This window comes from Streptomyces sp. NPDC054883 (assembly GCF_053610645.1).
In genome coordinates, this window is record NZ_JBSGYT010000014.1 from 116,238 (window position 1) to 134,656 (window position 18,419).

Annotated in this window: 19 protein-coding genes; 4 read left to right on the plus strand and 15 right to left on the minus strand. The window is 68.5% G+C overall.

Annotated features, from left to right (window positions below; genetic code table 11):
- Window positions 1-140 precede the first annotated feature (140 nt).
- Window positions 141-401 (minus strand): hypothetical protein, encoded by a 261-nt coding sequence (locus ACWGH1_RS13645; RefSeq protein WP_453351582.1) that lies wholly within the window; start codon window positions 399-401, stop codon window positions 141-143.
- A gap of 327 nt (window positions 402-728) precedes the next feature.
- Between ACWGH1_RS13645 and ACWGH1_RS13650 the strand changes: the two genes are divergently transcribed.
- From ACWGH1_RS13650 to ACWGH1_RS13660, 3 genes are all read left to right on the plus strand, one after another.
- A complete protein-coding gene (locus ACWGH1_RS13650; protein WP_453351583.1) occupies window positions 729-1,283 on the plus strand; it encodes a hypothetical protein in 555 nt (184 codons plus the stop codon).
- A 270-nt stretch (window positions 1,284-1,553) separates the two neighbouring features.
- Window positions 1,554-1,898 carry a hypothetical protein gene (locus ACWGH1_RS13655; protein WP_453351584.1) on the plus strand — a complete coding sequence of 115 codons (345 nt, stop codon included), beginning with the start codon at window positions 1,554-1,556 and terminating at the stop codon, window positions 1,896-1,898.
- Entirely contained in the window at window positions 1,895-3,193 is a 1,299-nt protein-coding gene (locus tag ACWGH1_RS13660) for an MAB_1171c family putative transporter (RefSeq protein WP_453351585.1), read from the plus strand. Before ACWGH1_RS13655 ends, ACWGH1_RS13660 begins: the two co-directional genes overlap by 4 nt.
- Here ACWGH1_RS13660 and ACWGH1_RS13665 read toward each other — a convergent pair whose 3' ends face one another.
- The 8 genes from ACWGH1_RS13665 to ACWGH1_RS13700 form a co-directional block, all read right to left on the minus strand.
- Entirely contained in the window at window positions 3,194-3,748 is a 555-nt protein-coding gene (locus ACWGH1_RS13665; RefSeq protein ID WP_453408676.1) for a DUF6011 domain-containing protein, read from the minus strand.
- 371 nt (window positions 3,749-4,119) lie between these two features.
- On the minus strand, window positions 4,120-4,545 hold the full coding sequence (locus ACWGH1_RS13670; protein ID WP_453351587.1) for a hypothetical protein: 426 nt from the start codon (window positions 4,543-4,545) through the stop codon (window positions 4,120-4,122).
- On the minus strand, window positions 4,533-5,990 hold the full coding sequence (locus ACWGH1_RS13675) for a hypothetical protein (protein ID WP_453351588.1): 1,458 nt from the start codon (window positions 5,988-5,990) through the stop codon (window positions 4,533-4,535). The genes ACWGH1_RS13670 and ACWGH1_RS13675 overlap by 13 nt, the downstream gene beginning before the upstream one ends.
- Before the next feature lie 60 nt (window positions 5,991-6,050).
- Complete coding sequence (locus tag ACWGH1_RS13680; RefSeq protein WP_453351589.1) at window positions 6,051-6,434, minus strand: hypothetical protein; 384 nt, start codon at window positions 6,432-6,434, stop codon at window positions 6,051-6,053.
- 127 nt (window positions 6,435-6,561) lie between these two features.
- Window positions 6,562-7,590: a peptidoglycan-binding protein gene (locus tag ACWGH1_RS13685; protein ID WP_453351590.1), complete on the minus strand. Its 1,029-nt coding sequence runs from the start codon at window positions 7,588-7,590 to the stop codon at window positions 6,562-6,564.
- A complete protein-coding gene (locus tag ACWGH1_RS13690; RefSeq protein WP_453351591.1) occupies window positions 7,587-7,766 on the minus strand; it encodes a hypothetical protein in 180 nt (59 codons plus the stop codon). The genes ACWGH1_RS13685 and ACWGH1_RS13690 overlap by 4 nt, the downstream gene beginning before the upstream one ends.
- Window positions 7,767-7,839: 73 nt before the next feature.
- Window positions 7,840-11,028 (minus strand): glycerophosphodiester phosphodiesterase family protein, encoded by a 3,189-nt coding sequence (locus ACWGH1_RS13695; RefSeq protein WP_453351592.1) that lies wholly within the window; start codon window positions 11,026-11,028, stop codon window positions 7,840-7,842.
- Window positions 11,028-13,178, minus strand: a complete 2,151-nt coding sequence (locus ACWGH1_RS13700) for a hypothetical protein (protein WP_453351593.1) — start codon at window positions 13,176-13,178, stop codon at window positions 11,028-11,030. The genes ACWGH1_RS13695 and ACWGH1_RS13700 overlap by 1 nt, the downstream gene beginning before the upstream one ends.
- Window positions 13,179-13,338: 160 nt before the next feature.
- On the opposite strand from ACWGH1_RS13700, the gene ACWGH1_RS13705 reads away from it, so the two are divergent.
- Window positions 13,339-13,722: a hypothetical protein gene (locus ACWGH1_RS13705; protein WP_453351594.1), complete on the plus strand. Its 384-nt coding sequence runs from the start codon at window positions 13,339-13,341 to the stop codon at window positions 13,720-13,722.
- 10 nt (window positions 13,723-13,732) lie between these two features.
- Here ACWGH1_RS13705 and ACWGH1_RS13710 read toward each other — a convergent pair whose 3' ends face one another.
- The 6 genes from ACWGH1_RS13710 to ACWGH1_RS13735 form a co-directional block, all read right to left on the minus strand.
- Window positions 13,733-13,927 (minus strand): hypothetical protein, encoded by a 195-nt coding sequence (locus ACWGH1_RS13710; RefSeq protein WP_453351595.1) that lies wholly within the window; start codon window positions 13,925-13,927, stop codon window positions 13,733-13,735.
- Window positions 13,924-14,406 carry a hypothetical protein gene (locus tag ACWGH1_RS13715; protein ID WP_453351596.1) on the minus strand — a complete coding sequence of 161 codons (483 nt, stop codon included), beginning with the start codon at window positions 14,404-14,406 and terminating at the stop codon, window positions 13,924-13,926. Before ACWGH1_RS13715 ends, ACWGH1_RS13710 begins: the two co-directional genes overlap by 4 nt.
- 125 nt (window positions 14,407-14,531) lie before the next feature.
- On the minus strand, window positions 14,532-14,744 hold the full coding sequence (locus ACWGH1_RS13720; RefSeq protein WP_453351597.1) for a hypothetical protein: 213 nt from the start codon (window positions 14,742-14,744) through the stop codon (window positions 14,532-14,534).
- 9 nt (window positions 14,745-14,753) lie between these two features.
- A complete protein-coding gene (locus tag ACWGH1_RS13725; protein ID WP_453351598.1) occupies window positions 14,754-15,899 on the minus strand; it encodes a hypothetical protein in 1,146 nt (381 codons plus the stop codon).
- A 3-nt stretch (window positions 15,900-15,902) separates the two neighbouring features.
- A complete protein-coding gene (locus ACWGH1_RS13730; RefSeq protein ID WP_453351599.1) occupies window positions 15,903-16,283 on the minus strand; it encodes a hypothetical protein in 381 nt (126 codons plus the stop codon).
- 1 nt (window position 16,284) lies between these two features.
- Window positions 16,285-18,405: a hypothetical protein gene (locus ACWGH1_RS13735; RefSeq protein ID WP_453351600.1), complete on the minus strand. Its 2,121-nt coding sequence runs from the start codon at window positions 18,403-18,405 to the stop codon at window positions 16,285-16,287.
- Window positions 18,406-18,419: the final 14 nt, after the last annotated feature.

The following is an 18,419-nucleotide window of genomic DNA, read 5'->3' on the forward strand; positions in this document are numbered from 1 at the left end:
TGTGCGTTGCCCCCTGGAGTGGGCACCCAAACTTCTTGACCACCACGCAATGAGAGGACCCCGGCCGACCTCCTTGGTAGGGGAGTTGGTGTCGGCCGGGGTCCTACCTCCGGTCAGGTCATTCAGCTGTAGTTGGCGGTCTACAACCGGTCCTCCGGAGATCCCGACGTGGCGGTCGCCGGGTCGGAGCTGGCCTTGCGGTGCTTGCCTTCGTAGATCGGCCTGGCGGTGGAGCCGAGAAGGAGACCTGCGAGCGGCCAGCGGGTCTGGAGCAGGGACGCCACGAGGTAGTACGCGAAGGCGAACGCGCCGGTCAACCCCTGCGCGAGCAGGAGTCCCTCGGAGTCGTCGACCTTCACGTTGTGCGTGGCCAGGAAGGACAGGATCGTCCCTGCGATCATCGGGACGATGGTCCGTACAAGCGCGGGAGTGGGCACCAGGGCTCCTAGGGCAGAGGCGGTCTCTTCGCCCCTTACTCCCGTTGGACCGGCACCGGACAGCAGCGCGACGGGCGGAATCTGCAGTTGATCACTGCTTGCCACTTGCGCCCTCCCCGTACACGACCGGTCCCTTGCTGTGGGTGATCGTAGACCTACGATGCCCCATAGTGTCAACTTGAGTTACGGATAAGGTCGTTTTAAGGCTGGGCACGTAACTCAGGCCGACGGTACGGGTAGGATCACGCGGACCACAGGGGCAGATTTTTCAACGTGAAGGGGAGGCGACCCATGGAGGCGCCCCAGAAGACTCTGGCTGAGAAGCTGGCCACCCTGATCGGCCTCAAGCGGCGGCCAGACGGCACGATGTACCCGAAGAGTGAGATCGCCGAGGCCGTCTCTCGGTTGTACGCCGAAGACCGAATCTGCGCGGCGCGCGCGGCGGCGGAAGAGGCGGGGGCGAGCGAGGCCGAGATCGAAGCCGCCGTTGCCGAGGTCCGGGCGGAGAAGCCGCTCCTCAACCGGGCTTACCTCAGCCTCCTGGTCAACGGCCACCGCGACAACCCCACCGTGACCGTCGTCGAGTATCTCGCCCAGTGGTTCGGCGTGAGCCCGGCCTACTTTTTCGGCGGTACCCCCGAGACGAGTGCCACCGAACGGGAAGTGGAACTCGTCACGGAGTTCCGCCGGTTGGTCAAGGCCATGCAGGAAGGCGGTCAGACGGATGCGCCCCAGCTCCTGACGTCCCTCACGCGTGGCCTGAGCGCTTTGTCGCCCGAGACGGTCAGGGGGATGATCCACATGCAGCTGGCGGCCATTGACCTGGCCAGCCGGGAGCAGCAGTAAGGAGTGCTCGTACTAGGGCTAATGTCACCGTCATGGCTTACTCTGAGTGCCATAAAGAGTTTTGTTCAGTGATCAACATTCCCGGGGGCGAGGATGAAGCTGGGGCGCGGACTCAAAGCGGAGTGGCGGAAGATACTTAACGATCTTGTTTTGCCGCAGAAGCCCCTCACCTCAGAAGGGCTTCTCCGCGAGTACGTACAGCAAGCCCGTGGCAATCGCCTGTCCATAAGCCGTGATGCGGACGTCGCCTCCCCGGGAGGCCCCAGCGGCATGTGGTTCCCCAGCAACGGCGTCGACCTCGTATGGGTCCACCCCAGCGCGACGGGCGTCCAGTTCGACCAGATCATCGGCCACGAGATGGGCCACATGGTCAACGGAGACGAGCCGGAGCAGCTCGATCTTCGCGACCTCGTCAAACTCCTCGCCAGCGCCTGCAAGCACACCAGCCCGGAACTGTGGGCCGCCTCCATGTGCCGCACACACTTCGACGAGGACCGGGAGCGGCGAGCGGAGGAGTTCAGTTATTTCACCTCCCGCTGGCTCAAGACACAGCCCGAATCGGACAGGCTCCTCGCCAACATGCGCGAGGCCCTCGACACCAAGGGCTCCTGGTGACCATCACACCCGACCTCTTTGCCTGGATTGTCGTCGCCCTCCTCACCGTCGAAGTGGTTCGCCGGGCCCCCGCCGCCCTGCGAAGCCCCAGAGCCCGCACCCTGTGGTTCGTTTTCGTGACACTCGACCTGTCTATGGCCATGAGGATCAGCGGCATCGGAGACGTCCTGTACTCGCTCACCGGCATCGATGACATCGCCACCCTGGCCAAGCACTTGATCGGCATCGCCGCCGTGGCCGGACTCCTGCGATGGGTCACCAGCGTGGTACCCGGGCGCATGGACGGCTCCAGCGAGCCGACCTACCGCCGCGTCATCAGCAACCGGCCGCGCCGGGTCCTTACCTGGTGCGTCATCATCGTGATCACCGCGATCTTCCCCCTGTCGTCCCGACGCAGCGGCGTGGGCGCCGAGGACGCCGACTACATTTTCCAGCAGGCAGGACACCTCTGGGGTTCCCTGCACCTCCTCCTTTTCTACACGTACCTCGTCTTCGGCATGGTCAGCGCGGCTCTGATGTGCCTGTCGGCCGCCGACCACCCCGAAACCCGGGGTGCCTTCAAGCGCAGCATGCAGGCCCTTGTCATGGGCTGCACTTTCGGTGCCCTCTACGGCGTCATCCGCTCCGGATACCTGATCGCCAGACTCTTCGACAGGCCTTTCCTCGGCGGTGAACTCCTCGTCGACATCGGATCCAACATCTGCATCATCACTTGCATCCTGCTGATCATCTGTGGCAGCGCCGCACCGATCTGGGAGCGCGTTGGCGCACGCATGGACGCCCATGGCGCAGTCAACGACCTACGCCCGCTCTGGACCAGTCTCACCACCGCCGCCCCCGCAGTCCTCTTCGAGGAGGACCAGCAACAGCGGGACCGCATCTGCGCCCGTGTCGCCCCGCGCCTGCGCCAGCACCTACGAGACCTCGTCCAGACCATCTACGACTTCTGGAACTGGCGCGACCTTGATTACCGCCTGCACCGCCGCGTCAACCAGATCCTCGACGCGGCACTGACCATCCAGGCATACGTCCCGCCGCCACTCACCGACGAAGCCCAACGCATCGCCGACGAACTGAGCCTGCCGGACCACGTCGTCTCGGCTTACCTGCTGCGCACGGCGATTCAGCGGATGAAGGCGGGAGAGGAGCCCTGCGAGAAGTCCTCCCGCATGACCATCCTGCAGCCCGAAGACGACCTCGCCAGCACCGTCGACAAGCTGCTCCCGATCGGCACGGCCATGGCCGACCGGGTGGCCATGGGACGCCTCGACCGCAGGCTCGCCACCCTCACCTAGTCACATCTTCGCGTCGCACTCCTCGCCCATCAGGCGCTCCAGGGAGTCAGGGGTCGTCAGCAGCCGCCCGCATCGCCAGCACCGCTTGGACTGCCTCGCCCAAGCCTCTCCCGCGCCGCGTTGGTCGCCCAGGACAGCCGCCAGCGCGGCGCGCAGTCGCGCGTTGGCGGCGTACAACTTCCAGATCCGGGGCTGCCCCTGTTCATCCAGATGGGCGAACTTGGTGTAGTCCGTCTCGTTGTCGCGCCCGCGCAGGTAGCTCGCGACGAGCGAGCCAGGCTTGAACCTGGAGTCGTCCGGTTGCCTGAGGATTCGGATGGTCACGTAGTCGCCCTGGTCGTCACCGAACTGGGCGGTGAAGTACCCGGTGAGCGGCTCACCGGGCTTGCGCGCGGCGGGGACCGTAGCCGTGGCCGGGACCTGCTTGGTGAAATACCCGGTGGCCGACTCATCCGTCTCGCGGGTGACAGGAGCCGCCTGCGCACTCGGGGCCTGGTTCGCGGCTGTCGAGGTGGTGCTGGGGAACGGGCATTCCCCGGGCTTGTGCCGCACCATCCAGCTGTTGCGCAGCTTGATGCGCTGCCCCTGCCCCGGCGCCACGTACGCCCTGCAGCCCGCGCGGCAGCACTGCCCCCCCGAACTTGTTTGTCGCGACGGTCTTGCCCGCCGCTTCCATCTCCTCGGCGGTCGGTGAGAAGAACTCCACGGAGGCGGGCGGAGAGGTCGGAGCGTCCAGGCCGAAGTCGGGCCTGCCGTTCTCGTCGTAGCCTCGCAGTGTCAGCGGTCCCGTCAGCCGGAACGCCATTCTTCCTCCCTCGCTCGGTGCGCGCACTTTACCTGAACTTTCAGGTAGTTCATGGGGAGTTGTATGAATAAAAGAGCCCTCCCATGCCATGCATGGGAGGGCATTTTTCGACCGGAAAGGCTCAGGAGAGCAGCATCCGCATGGCCTCCTGCATCTCGGCGAGCGAGAGATCGGCACCGCTGCGGACCTTCTCCCGGAGCTGCATCTTCTGCCGCTCCAGGTCAGATATGCCGTAGTACGGGTCGGGCGCGTGGGCGGCCAGGATCCTCCGCACGGCGGCCAAGTCCGCCGACGCGGGCGTGACGAAGACGATCAGCGGATTCTGCGCATCTACCGCCACCGTGCCGCCCTCCGCCACCACCGGAGGACTGACCACCAGACGCACCTCGTCACCAAGAGCCGCGCTCACCTCGACCTGCAGCTGCCCGATGTTCACCTCGCGCGGCCACGCGAAACGCTGGCAATCGCCTGCGAACGGGTCGACCATGCTGCTGGCCTGCTCGGAGAGCACGGCGGTGTTAGTGACGTCGTCTGTCAGCTCAGCCATGTGGTGTCGTCCTCCTGGGCCGCCAGGATCTGTTCCAGGTCGGCGTAGTGGGTTCCCTTGATGTCCAGACGGTCCAGATTGGCCGCCCGCACGTTCTCGCCCTCGCTGATCAGCTCTTGGCGCTCGGCCAGCGAGAAGTCCTTCAACGCCTGCCGTCGCAGGCCAGCCATCGACGGCGTCAGCGCCTCGTCCTCCGAGGGGATCTGCACTCCGTCAGTCGCCGGGAGGGCTCCCTCGGGCTCGCTGTCGAGCGTCGCCTGCGTGCCGCCAGGCTCGAACAGCGCCGCGCTGTAGCTCTCCAGCGGAAGCTGCCGGTTCCACCCCACCGGGTCTGAACCGGCCAGGGGTCCGGCCGAAGCCGGGTTCTCCCATGGCGTCCTCGGCGACGTCGCGCCCGGTGTTTTGGGCAGCTGGTGGGAAGTGCCGGACGGCTCGCCGAACGGGGCACCCGCTGTAGCGGTCCGCTGCCGCAAGCCGACGGAAGCCAGTGCCAGGGACAGCTCCTGCGGATCCTCTCCGGCATCGGCGGCCCTCCGGGCGACCACCAGCATCGGAGCCTCGGCGAGCTGCTTTTCAACCGCGCGGGCGATGCTCGCGGTCGAGGGAGCCAGCCGATTGACGTCCGAGTCGATGTCGTAGCGGACGACTACCTTGCGCGGTACCCAGGAGGGCTTGTCCTCGTTGGCGTGGATGTCGCGGCCGAACATGCCCTGGGACTGGGCCTCGTAGTGCAGGGCAAGCGCGTGACTGCACATCCGTCCCGCGAACCGTGAGAAGTCGTCGTCGGCGCCCCAGTGGTAGGCGCCCCACTTGCAGCCGCAGGACCACGAGTGCGCGGCCATGCGACCGGGCATCCGCTGCAGGCCCGTCTCGTACACGTGGTGGTCGCCCTTGATCTCGGCGAACACCATCCCGTCACTGGCCAAGGTCACACGGACCCGGCCCTCGGACCGCAATCTCTTGGCCTTGGCGACGACGTCTTTCCAGGCCGCTGTGACGTGGAAGCGGAAGTCGGCGTCGGCAGCGGCCGTGACGATGAGGGAGGTGAACAGCTCGGGGGCGCGCCCCCACCGCGCCTGCCGGTCCTCGCGGGCCGCGTACACCTTCTGCAGCGCCGGGTCGGGCCTGGCAACCAGGATCTCTGCCAGCTCGGGGTAGTCGGCGGCGGCCGTCTGCTCCATCGCGGCCGTGGTGACGGCGGCCGGGCGCAGCTGCGAGGCCGTGTAGGCGCCGCCGCCCATGCCTCCGTCGAGGGTGACCTGGTACTCCTCATTGCCCGGGTACGGGCCGTCCAGGACGGCCGTCACGGTGCCGGTGAAGCCGTCCGTGGTCTGCACCCGCTGCTCGGGCCGGAAGTCCCAGTAGTCCTCGGGGCGTGCGGCCAGCCGCTGCATAGCCAGCGTCTGGTGTCGATGGCGCGGCGGTAGTTCAGGCTGGATGCCCACACGATCCTCCTCAGGTCTTTCTTCACCCCTTGGGCGAACTACGCCGGGGTGAGACAGGAATCAGCGGCTGCCGAGGTACAGGGAGACCACCGCCGTGAGGAGCGCGAGTACCGGGATGATGCCCTTGTAGATGAACTCCCGGGCGTTCTGGCGGCGTGAGCGGATCTCGGCGTGCAGCGCCTGGCGGGCGGTCTCGGCGTCCTGGTCCAACTTGTGCTTGAGGGCGTTGTGCCCGGCCTCCAAGGCGTGGAGTTCGTCCTCGGCCTGTGCGATGCGCTGCTCCAGGAGCCGCTTCTCGCTTTCCCACAGCTCCTTGGTCATGAAGGAGTCCAGGCGGGTCTTCACTTCTGTCAGGGTCTGCTGGACCTGCTCCCGAGTGCGCTGGGAGTCGCGCTCGATGAGTTGCCACAGCTGCCCCAAAGTGGGCTCGGGCTGGGTGGTCATGGCGCTCCTTGCGTACGTGGTCGGCCCTTCTTCACCCCTTGGCCGTCCGAGAGCCCGCCCCGGACAGCGCGAGGGCCCCGGAAGGGCGTGAATTCACCGCTTCCGGGGCCCTGCTGGCCGCACCCCGCTACTTGGCGCGCTTGCCGTTGGCGACCTCCCACGCGTACTGCCAGGTCCTGGGCCCGACCAGACCGTCGGCGGGGCCGAGGGCCGACAGATAGTGCTGCTGGAGCGCCTTGACCTTGTCCAGGTCGATCTGCGTCATGGTCTCGCTGGGGCCGACCTTGTAGCGCGGACCCCAGTCGCCCTGGTGCAGCCACGTCTGGAGCTGCTTGGCGTAGGCGTTACTGGCGCCCCGGACGAAGAACTGGCGGCCGGGGAACGGCGGCGCGGTCGCCGGGGCCGAGCCGCCCAGCAGCTGACCGAGGCTCTTCGCCCCGGGGATGCCGTCGGCGTCGTCACCGGAGAGACCGAGGCTCAGCTGGTAGTCGCGGTAGTTCAGGGTGTCGGCGTCGCTCCACTCGGGACCGGGGCCCTCGGTGTAGTGACTGCCGAAGCCCCGCGCGACCAGAGCCTGCCCGACAGCGGTGACCTGCGTGCCACGGGCGCCGTAGCCGTACTCCTTGCCGCTGATCGTCACCTTGTAGCGGGCCACGCCAGAGGGCTGGGCCGCGTTGGCCGAGTCATCGGCGCTGTACCGGGGGCGTCCGAACCCGGCGATCGTCTCGACGCCGCGCACGCGCCGGGCGCACACGTTGGCCGTGTTGCCCTCGATCGTGTAGACGGTGCCGCCCGAGACGCTGGTGACGATGCCGACGTGGTCGATGGCGCCGATCTCGCTGGAGCCGTCCCAGTCGAAGAAGACGATGTCGCCGCGCCGGATGCCGCTGGCCGCGATGCCGTTGGTCATGGCGGTCCACTGCCCGGCCTCGCGGAAGCGGGCGGCGTGCGCGACGGTGTAGGCGTAGTCGGTGTCGAAGAGAACGCCTTCACGCTCTCCGGCCTGGGTCGCCCAGTAGGTGATCGCGGCGTCGCACCAGGCGAAGTTCCCGCTGTAGTCGGCACCGTTGCGCTCGCGGTACCAGTCCTGGATGAAGTTCGGCTCACCCAGACCCAGGGACTTCTCAGCCTGGGCGATCATCGTTTCGAGGCTCATGCGTCCGCACCCCCGGCCACCGGGGCGCCGTAGACACCGTCGGCGTTGGGGTCGCCGAACTCGTCGGCGAGGAGCTGCGCCTCGTCCGGCAGGGTCGGGCCGTTGTCGGTGCGGACGAGCAGGGCGGCCTGCTCGGCCTGGGTCAGGTTCGCGGTGTCCGGGCGCAGGTCGCCCATCGGGTCCTCCAGCTGTGGTGAGGAGATCTCTCACCTGTTGGGGAGGCCCGATGGGTCCTGGACAGCAATGCGCCTACAGCGGATCGACGCGGAAGTTCCGCCAGCGGGGCCGGTTCGTGAGCGAGCTGACCGATCCGGCGGTCAGGTGGACATACCCGCCCCGGTAGTCGGTGTTGCCGCTGACGACCTGGACGTCGGGTTCGACGTCGGTCCGCCGGACGATGACCTGTGTCGGGGTGACATCCACCTGGAAGGTCATCCACGTGTTCGCGACGGGGGCCGTGGTTGCCTGGGTGGTGCCAAGCTGCGTACCCGAGGTGACTCCAGCGGTGTGCGCGTACAGCTGCAGGTCACCTGAGCCGCGTAGCGCCATGTGGTAGCCGCCGCTCGCGTTGGCGGTGCCGAATTGGTAGGCGTCGTCGGAGAGCTTGCCGAACGCGATTCCCGCGTGTTCGGTGGCTGCGGGGACCGCCTCGTACTTCATGTCGAAGGACACCCGGTACCCGGCGGCCGGGAAGGACGTCAGGGAACGGGACCCGATCACGGCGGCGGCGCCGGTCGTGTTGAAGTAGACCGATCCGTCGCTGGTGTCGTACTGGAGGGCCCGGTTGTTGTTGTAGAGGGCGGTGCCCATGTCACCCGGTGCCTTCACACCGGTGATCCAGTCGTCGGCGGGGCTGACGGGGGTGGTGCGCAGGACGTGCTGCGGCTGGGCGCACATCATCCCCTGCACACCGAGCGCGGTCAGGCGGGTGACATCCGAGCGCCGGTGCACCTCCCAGCAAATGGTGGGCAGACCCCGGGCGACGATCTGCGCGATGCGGACGTCGGTCATGGTGTGCGGGACGCCCCACATGTCCGGCGCCGACACCATGGCGTCCATCTGGGCATCCGTGGTGGTGGCGTCCACGTACGCCCAGGTGCGGATGTTGCGCGCCTTGGCCCACGCGAATCCGGTCGCCAGGTAGTGCTGCTTCCACACGATGCTGCGGTAGGCGTGCGAGAAATGATCGTTGAGCATCTGCTGGACGACCGGCTGCGCCGCGTTCGTCTTGGGCTCGATGAAGATCACGCATCGGCCGACGAACCGGTCGAGGACGGCCCGCAGGGTCGGCAGGGGCTGCTCCTCCCAGTTCGGCCCGAGCAGCGGCTTGGCGTTGGTGCGGATGAGGTTGCGGGCCGCCGGGTACGTCCAGTCCGACAGGTTCCCGGTCTTGTTCGTGGTGCGGTCCAGGCTCGGGTCGTGGATACATACGGGCGTGCCGTCGCCGGTGATGTTGACGGACAGCTCGATGGCCTTGAGGCCGTTGCCGACGGCTGTTTCGTAGGCGAGCATCGTGTGCTCGGGGCTTTCCATGCCGCCGCCACGGTGGGCGACGAAGAACGGGTTGACCCCCAGCAGGTCGTTGATGGTGTAGACCGTCTCCCGGCTGAATCGCCGCTGGCGGGCGGTGGCCGTGGTGGTCGGTCCGGTCAGGGTGGTGACCTCGGCGCCGATGGCGACGGACCCGCCCACGGACGAGTCACGCAGTCCGTCGGTGGCCGCGTGCAGGTAGCCGCTACCGACCTGCACCTGGCAGGCGCCGGTGAGGTAGATGCCGAACTGGGGGGACGAGGAGCCCGTGCCGTTGTCGTCCACGCCCGGGTAGCAGGAGATGGTGTCGACGATCAGGGGCGTGGTGGCGCCGAGTACGGCCAGGCCCGCATAGTTGCCACCGCCCGACCCGCCGTTGCGGCCGTCGCGGCGGGCCATGTGTCCGCTGATGGTGATGGGGGCCGCGCCTGTCGCATCGATGCGGGTGCCGTCGCCGAAGTTCCGGTCGGTGGAGCACGAGTCGAGGAGCATGCCGCCGGAACCCGCGCCGTTGCCCCAGGCCCCGGTCAGGTAGATGCCGTGTCCGCCGTTGAGTTCGGCGCGGCAGGAGCTGATCTGGCTGTTGGCCAGGTTGGACAGAACGAAGCCCGAGCCCCAGCAGGAGATGGCCTGGCAGGCGATCATCGTCAGACCGGTGAGGCGGCTGAGGCTCATGCCGCTCCCCCGGCAGGAGTCGACGACCACGGAGTGCAGGCGCCAGTTCGAGGGGAACACGTTGTCGACGCCGCTGGTGACGATGCCGTTGGCGGACATCTTGCGCAGGGTGACGTTCCGTATGACGGCGTTGCGGACGTCGCCCGAGGCGCTGATGCCGTCTACCGGCTTGCTGGCATCCAGGGTCGAGCCGTCGATCATGACGTCGTTGATGCGCTGCTCGGACGACACGCTGCTGTAGGCGCCGCTGGCCTGGTCCTTGAGGACGATGACAGCCGAGCCGACAAAGCTGGCGAGAGGCTGGATGTAGCAGGCCGGGTCGGACATGCTGACGCCTGAGGCGAGGTTCGCGTGGCTGCCCTGCAGGATGACGCCCGGCGGTATCGACAAAGGCGCGGCAGTCCGATAGACGCCACGGGGCAGGTAGACGATCCCTCCGGGCGGGCACGCGTTGAGGGCGGCTTGCAGGGCGGCCGTGTCGTTGGTGGCCCCGTCCCCCTTTGCGCCCCGGTCCGTGACGTTGATCCATCCGAGGGCGGACTGACCGAGCTGCGCGACGGTCGCGGCGTCCTGGGGGCTGACGCCGTTGGCGAGATTCGTCAGCCGCTGCCCGTTCAGGTCCACGGCTGCCGTCGGCGGCTTGATCTCATGCAGGGCAGGAGCCTCATGGACGTGGCTGGCATCGGCCGCCTTGCCGCTGCTACCGGCCGAGCGGACACCCAGCGGCTGGATGTCGGTGGCCGCGCCGCTGATCTCGACCCCGCCACCGGCCCCACCGCCTCCACCGCCGCCGCCGAGGTCGGGCGGGAGCTGGTCGTGGGGGACCCGGCCCGAACCGTCCAGGATCGGGTACCCGCCCGGCAGACCGCGCTCGTTGACCGGCTGGAAGAACGTCGCCGCCGGGAGTGGCTGGTCCAGCCTGGGCGCGGTCGCCAGGTCGATCGGGCCGCCGTCGTACGGCACGGCGATGTAGTAGGTGACCGGGGCCAGACCGGAAATGTTCTCCGTCACCTGGAGCGTGCCGCCGCCCGGGGGCAGCGTGGACGGATCGTTCGTCGCACGGACGGAGACCGCGATCTTGCCCTGCGCGTCCAAGGTCGCCACCAGCGGCTGGCAGTCCGCGATCGCACCGCCGTTGAACAGCGGACCGACCAGCTGGAGCCGCACATTGCCCGTACGCGGAACCGCGCCGTTGAGGTAGGTCCTGGTGACCGGGATCATCGTGAACGCCATCAGACCTGCCACTCCTCGTTGATGTCCATCTCAGTCACGTGGCGCCGCATGCCCACGTGACGGGGGCCGCCATACAGGCCGATCGGCTCGCGCCGCTCCACGGCCTCCGGCACCCCCTTGTCCTGCTCGTCCCCGTCCGCAGACGCCTTGGGAGGCACCAGCGCCTTGGGCCGGTGTTTGTTGGCCAGGGCCCGCATGCGCCCGGCGTTGTGGAACAGGTTCGTCTTCTCCATCCCGGAACTGGTTTCGTAGGGGGAGCGGGAGCCGGACTTCGGCATGCTGGAGCGCTGCTCATCGGACTCCGGCGGCCGGGAACCTCCCTGGTCGGCGTCCACCGGCTCGGGCACCGAGCCGGGCTCGACCACCCCTCCGTCGGCCGGAGTGGTCGTCAGGTCCTGCATCGTCGGCGCGAGCGTCGGCTGGGAGCCGGTCGGATCGAGGCCCAGGAGAGGGACCCTCAGACCGTCGGCCTGCAGCTGCATCGGATCCTGCTGCTCCGGAAGCGCGCGGGGCTCGAAGTCGGCCCGCAGGTCCATCGGAATGGGCAGACCCTTGTCCCGCAGGGCGACGTAGGACGCCTTGCGGGTCTCCTGCTCGACGACCGCCAGGGCGACGGCCTCGTCGCGGGCCTTCTCGATCTCGTCGTCGAAGTCGATGGAGACGTTGTGCAGCCGTGTCCGCATCGACACCGGGACCCCGGCCTCGCGCAGCGCCTCGAAGAGCTGCGTCTGCGCGGCCTCGTCCTGGAGGCTCATCGTGCGGAACTGGAGGTCGGGGATCAGCAGCTTGGGCTGTTCGACGATGCGTTCCTCGCCGGTCTCCTCATCGACCTCGAAGACCTCCTCCATCTTGACGTAGCGCTTGCCGCCCCGCTCCTCGTAGTCGAAGTGCTCCTGGGCCTCCGCGACGACGAGGGCACGCTGGCGGTAGTGCCGGTGCAGCAGCTGCTGGTAGTTCGTCAGCATCTGCGTGACCAGGTCTCGGTTGAGGGCGTCGGCCGCGTAGGTCTCACCGGAGCTGGCACCGGCCAGCATCGTCTTGGACAGACCGAAGGTCTGCAGGATGCGACCTTCGATCCGCTCAAATTCGCCCGAGAGGTCCGGCATGTCCTCTCGCCCGAGCACGGCCTCCATGTTCACGCCGAAGTGGCTCATGATGATGCGGAAATCCGCCGCGAGCGCGGTGTCGACCGCCTCCTCGAAGTCGGCCAGATCATCCTGGCTCGGAATCCACGGGACTCCCGTGCCCAGGTCGGAGGCGGACGCGCCCAGCTTCGCGAGAATCAGCGGAGTGTAAAGCCGGTCGGCAATGGAGTCGACCGCCGCATTCAACATCTCCTCCTGCATCAAAGCCCTCATCGCCCGATACAACAGCGGCACACCCCGCTTATTGAACGTGTCCGCCTCGAATTTCATCTGCCGCAGCAGAACATTCGACACCGGCATGAGGGCGTTGTCGTCGGCGTAGTACGTCAGCTCCGGATACGCCTCCATCAGCTTCGCGTACTCCCACGCAGGCTGACGCGTGCGTATCAGTTCCCGCATCTGCTGCGGGAGCCGGATCAGGAACCGGGGGTCACGCAGGAACGGCGACGGCTGAACCTCCACGTCATCGGGGTTCAGCAGCTCCTCGGAGTCCCACACCCCGAGCGCCTCGTTGAACGTGCCCAGCGGCCAGGCCTCACCCACGGTCCAGTACTCGCGGCCGATATCGACCATGAACTTGTTGTAATTCAGGCCGTCCTCTTCGAGGAAATGCTGGGTATAGAAATCCGTCAGCCGCTCATCCTTGCAGGACATCTTCATGCCCAGCAGCGGATACTTGGAGTAAATGTCCACGCATGATCCGACGATCGGGTGCGACGCGTAGACGAGGCGGCAATACGCCCGCATCTTCTGCATCTGCGCCGGGTCGTCGAACTGGAACGGCATGTTGTTCTGCCGCCAGTAGAAGAGAGGGTCGCGGGGCCGCGCCGTCGCGAAACCTACCGACGGGCTCGACCGTCCTCCCCCGTCCATCGCCTGCCTACGGATGCGCCGGTTTGCCCGCATCTCCTGCGCCTCGCCGGACTCCCCCTCATGCTTGGAGAAGCGCCGGAAAGCGCGCGACATCCGGTTCAGCGCGGCCTCGCTTCGGTCCTGCTGCGGCATCCGGGTCCCTCCCCTTGTGGTGGCTCACCCCTTGGGGCGCCACGAGGGGCGGGGACAGCAACCCCAAAGGTCGCCAGCCCGCTGCCGCAGAACAGCCACCCGGCCCGCCTGCGCGGTGCATCATGTGCGGAGCGCCTTGATCCGACAAGCCGGAGAACCTGTGAATCAGAACCCCGCCCATCGCCTGTCAGACGCCGCCGAGGGCATCCGGGCCTTCAACCACACCTCCCGGGCCGCCGCCCGCGACTGGGAGTTTCCCAGCCACGCGTACAAGGCGGTCGGCAGCCTCTCTTACCTGGCCGGGATGTTGGAGCAGGCCGTGCAACAGTCGGTCCGGCCGGTGATGCACACCTACGAACTCGGCTACCTTCGTATCGAGGGCAATGGCGACGCCGACGCAAAGATGGCCGAGCTGGTCGCAGCCCGCGACGACGCAATGCGCGCCGCCGCAGCGCTGACTGCCGCAGTCCAGCGGATGCACAACGCCACGTCCCCCATGTGCCTGGGCACCACCGGTCTGCCGGAGTTCGAGGGTGACGACTGACGGCCCCGGCTTAGTCGTCGGGCGGAGCATCGGCCTTCCGGCGACGGGCCTTGACCGGCGCGGCCGGAGCCTCATCCGCCAGCCCGTACGCCAGCAGCTCCTGCGCACGGGCTTCCTGGCCGACCGGCAAGGTCAGCCACTGGCCCGGCTCGTACACTCGCCCGTCGAGTGTGATCTGCACCCGGGCCTTCACCGAGACCGTCATCGGCCCTCCCCCAGAACGCTGGCCAGATACTCGACGTACGCGGTGCGCTCCAGCGTCCGACCAGTCCTGGTGCGGTAGGCGGACTCCTTCTTCCCGAAGGGCGGTCCGCCCCCGCCACTCGGTCCGTCCTCGGGCCCGCCGTCGGAGCTGTCGTCGTCACCACCGAACGGCGCCCCGCCACCGTCCTCGCCGTCAGCGGGCGGCTCTCCCGCCCCGTCCACGGGAGCGTCGCCGGGAGTCATCCCAGGCGCGGGCGCACCGGCCGGTGGCATTCCGGGGATGTCCACCGGCATGCCCCCCACCGACTGCGGGTACGCGGAGTACATCGGCTGTACCCGCACCAGGAACGCCTGGTTGCAAAACGAGCACTCGGTGTTCCCGTCCGAGCGGCCGATGACCTGCCCCGAACCGCAGAACGGGCAGTGCGAGATGGTGATCCCATCCCCTGATTGGTGTGCCTGTACCGGGCGCAGCGTCATGGCCCTCACCTCCACCCTCTAGAGGGCGAACGCCTACCCCAGACAGCACAGCCCCTCCCTGGTGATAACAGGGAGGGGCTGCATTCGTCCCTGTTGAAGCCAGGGGCGACGGGACGAGCATAGTGTCAGCTGCCGAACACGATGTGGGGAACGAACCAGGCCGTCAGCCCGGCCCAGGCGATGACGAACGCGGCCTTACCCGTGCGGCTGCTGGTGGTGTGGAACCAGGCACGAATGCGCTCGGACAGGGTGTCGCCGTCGGCCTTGTTGAAAACGGTCCACATCTCGTAGGCGAACGCGGTGGAGAGGATCGCTCCCCACGCCCAGTCAGGGTCCATGTACCTCTCCTAGAACAGGCTGGTCTGGATGGGGGCGGGGTGGTGCGCCGGGGCTCCGGCCTGGTCGAGGCGCTGTTCCATGTGGTTGAAGCGGGCGTCGTTGACACGCTGCGCGTGATCGGCGCGTTCGGCCGGGCCTTCGAACCGGTCAGCGGCCGGGGTGTCCCACTTGTGGCTCATCTCGGACTGGGCGTGGTCGAGGTTGCGCATCAGCTCGTGGTATTCGTTGTGGCCCTGCGTGTCGTGGGCGTTCTGCTGTGCGAGGTCGGCGCGGTCGTCTGCCTCACGGGACGCCGACCCGGCCCACCAGCCCGTCGGGTCGTAGGGGCCGACGTGCTCCTCGTGGACCGGCTGCTGCACGACGTGAGCGGGCGCGGCGACCTGCGGCGCGGGGGTGTGCTGCGGTGCTGGCTTCCACCAGTCTTTGAGGCGCTGCATGATTCCCGCCATGACCGGGTCCAGGGACGCGGTCGGCGACGTGGGACCCGAGGGGCCCGGCGGGGCGGAGTTGGCGAGCTGTTGGTCCAGAGCGTCGAGCCGGTCGTGGACTTCGTTGAATGTGTCCGGACCGCCGTCACCCGGGGCAACGGCGGCCGCGCCGGAGCCGCTCTGGGGCTTGCCTCCCAGGCCCGGCGGCTGCCACTTCTTCACCCGGTCGGTGATGGGCCCGTCGTGCGTGCCGCCCCACGATTCGTAGGCCAGCGGGTAGGCGTCCGCGTGTCTGCGGACGGCCTCGCTGGCTATCCGCAGGCACTCGGCCATCGGCACCATCGGGTTCTCCCGCGCGGCGTGCGCGGCCAGGCGCGCGACCGCCGAGTCCATCAGCGCTTCCTGCGCCGCCGTCACCTTCCGTCGGGCGGCCGTGCGCGCCTGGGCCACACCGGCGACGCGGCGGGCCTCGTGCAGCAGCTCCCAGCGGCGCACGATGTCCGCCCCGAGGTCCGCCATGGGGTAGCCGCGCTGCTGGGCGATGGACTGCAGGTGCGGTTCGGCGAGCGCCAGGCGGTGCGAGAGGTCTTCGGTATCGGTGGCCTGGAAGACCAGCGCGCCCAGCATGGTGTCCGCATCGGCAAGTGCAGCCGTTCGGGCCAGCTCCATCCGCTCGGCTTCGACATCGCGCGAAGTCTCATCCCACAGCAGGGAAGTGAAGTCCATGAGTCAGCTCTCCGTCATCGTGTAGCGCTCGCCGAAATCGACGTCTGGGACGTCCACGTCCACCCCTGCCAGGTGGGCCCGGACAGCGTCCACGGCCTCCGGGTACAGGAATGGACACCGCTCGCCGTCACTGAGCATGCTGAGCGCGGCCTTGAGCAGGACCGTGCATCGATCGAGGTCAGCCAGCATCTGGACGTTTTGCGATACCTGATCGGCGGTCCGCTCGCAGAGCCAGACCACGCCGTCCTCATCCCACCGGACCAGCTCGTCACTTCCATCGCTCTTGGTGAGGTACAGGTTGCGCTGGTGCGGGTTCGCCTGTGCCCGCGAGCGGAATGCCTCCACGTACTGCGTCCACAGACCAGCGAGTTCTTCCAGGGCCACGTCAGAGCCCCTTTGATGCGGCCAGACGCCCCGCCTGCACGCGGCGCCGGAACGCGGCGGTCATCGGCGACAGTCCGCCTCCAGCCGGGGCCGCCGACGCCATGCCGGAGTCGGGGATGTGCACCGGCGTTCCCTGCGGGACGGTCGGCGTCTGCGGTACCACCGGCTGCCCGAAAGGCTCGGCGCCGTTGTAAGGGGCCGCTCCGGCCGGGGCCGCCGCGTCCATCGCGCCGTCGAGAGGACCGGGGCGGCCCGGGCCGTTGATCGGGGTGTCCCCGGTCGGTGACGGAGACGTGCTCGGGTTCGTCGTAGCCAGGTCCACCCCGGTCGCCGCCTGCACTGTCAGGTACGTGCCGTCGGTGGGCAGGCCCTGCGCGGCGGCCACCTTGTGCGTGAACTGCCGGTGCACGGCGATACGCCGGGCCATGCCCGGCTCGATCTCGGCGAGCTTGGCGTGCACCGCGATCCACGCCCCGCGATGGGCGGGGCGGTCGGTGAGGCCCGCGTAGATCCCGGCTTCAAGCTCCGGGGAGCCCTCACGCACCACCGGCGTCCCCGGCGTCCACTTGCTGGCGTACTTGTAACCGCGCTGGAAGTCCGGGTGGCCCATCTCCTCCCGGGTCGCGACCTTCCGCGACACGAACGCCTGGTGGTGCAGCGACTGCCCGTTGTCCCCGCCCATCGACACCGGAACGTCCTGCGGGCGGCCCGGCGCAGGCGCTGAGGTGTACGACTGCGTGTACGCGGGAGCGGCGTGCGCGTCGCCGAACGACGGCGCCGCGTTCGGGTTCGCGGCGTCCGCCGCGCCGGACCCGGCCTCCCCTACGTTTCTCGGCGGCGTGCTCGCCGGGGAGTTCGCGATGTTCGGCTGCACGCTGGGGTGCGGCTGCGTCCACTGGTCGGCCCGGGTCCGCAGACTCGCGTGCGACTGGTGCCCGGAGGAGACCTGGCCACCCTGGTCGTAGTGCGCGTCCCCGGTCACGCCGTCGGCCTGCTCGCCCTCGTTCAGCAGCCAGGGGAACGCAACCGTCGTCGGCAGCGGCTGCGCGGCCGGAGCGTCGTGCACGTCGGTGGTCTGCTGGATCTGCGGCAGACCCGACGCGGCCTGCTTGCGCGGCTCCGAAGGCTGCGGGACACCGCTGGCGGGCTGCGCCGGACCCGGGTCGGCCGGAGCCGCCGAAGGGCCGCCCTGAGCCGGGGCGCCACCGGACTCGACGTGCCCGCCCGCCTGATCCGGCGCCGAAGCACCGCCCCCACCGCCGAGGGAAGGCTGCGGGGCCGGGCCGGTCAGCTGGTCACCGGAACTGTGCCCGCCGGGCACCTCCGGGGAGGAATTGCCGCCGCCACTGACCGCCTGCTGGATCGCCGGAGCCTGGTTGGAGTTCTCCGTGCCCGTCACGCCCGCGTTGATGTCGGCGACCTCAGGGGCGAAGTTGTCGAACACCTCCGGGGGAAGCGGCGTCGGCTTACTGGTAACACCGTCCGGAGCGGTGGTCTGCTGGATCTGGTCCAGCCCCGAGGCGGCCTGAGCCCGCAGGAACGTGGCATAGTCGACGAAGATCGACTCGGCCGCGCCCGCCCGGTCGCCCATGCTCGACGCCAGCACCCGGGCACGCCCGCGCGCCTGCTCCGCGAACTCCTCCGCATCCCGCAGCACGAAGTCGGGGACCGAGCTGTACCAGACCGACGCCTGCGCCACGAGACGGCTGGGGTCCAGCTCCTCGTCGGCGAGGTCGAGCATCCAGTCAGACGCCATCGTGCCGCGCGCCGTCCGGGACACGATGGGCGTCATCGTCTCCGCGATCGTGGCCCGCGCCAGGTCGACTTCCCGTTCCAGCGCGGCGCTCTTCCTCTGCTGCTGTTCCAGCTGATCCAGCTGGGCCACCAGCTGGATCTGTTCCGGGAGAGAGGTGGCGCTCGCGATCTGCTGGAGCAGCTGAGAGCGATCAGGGATGGGCATGCTGTTCTCCTCCTGCGCGCCCGACCGGCGCATCCTGCGGCGTATACGCCTCTCGTCGCGGGAGGGGTTGCGGCGGGCCTCGGCGGCCTGCGGGCGCATCGGCTCGCGAACGGGCTCGTCCTCGGCCCACTCGTCGAGGTAGCGCCGTATGGCATCGCTCATGAGTCACCCCTCCT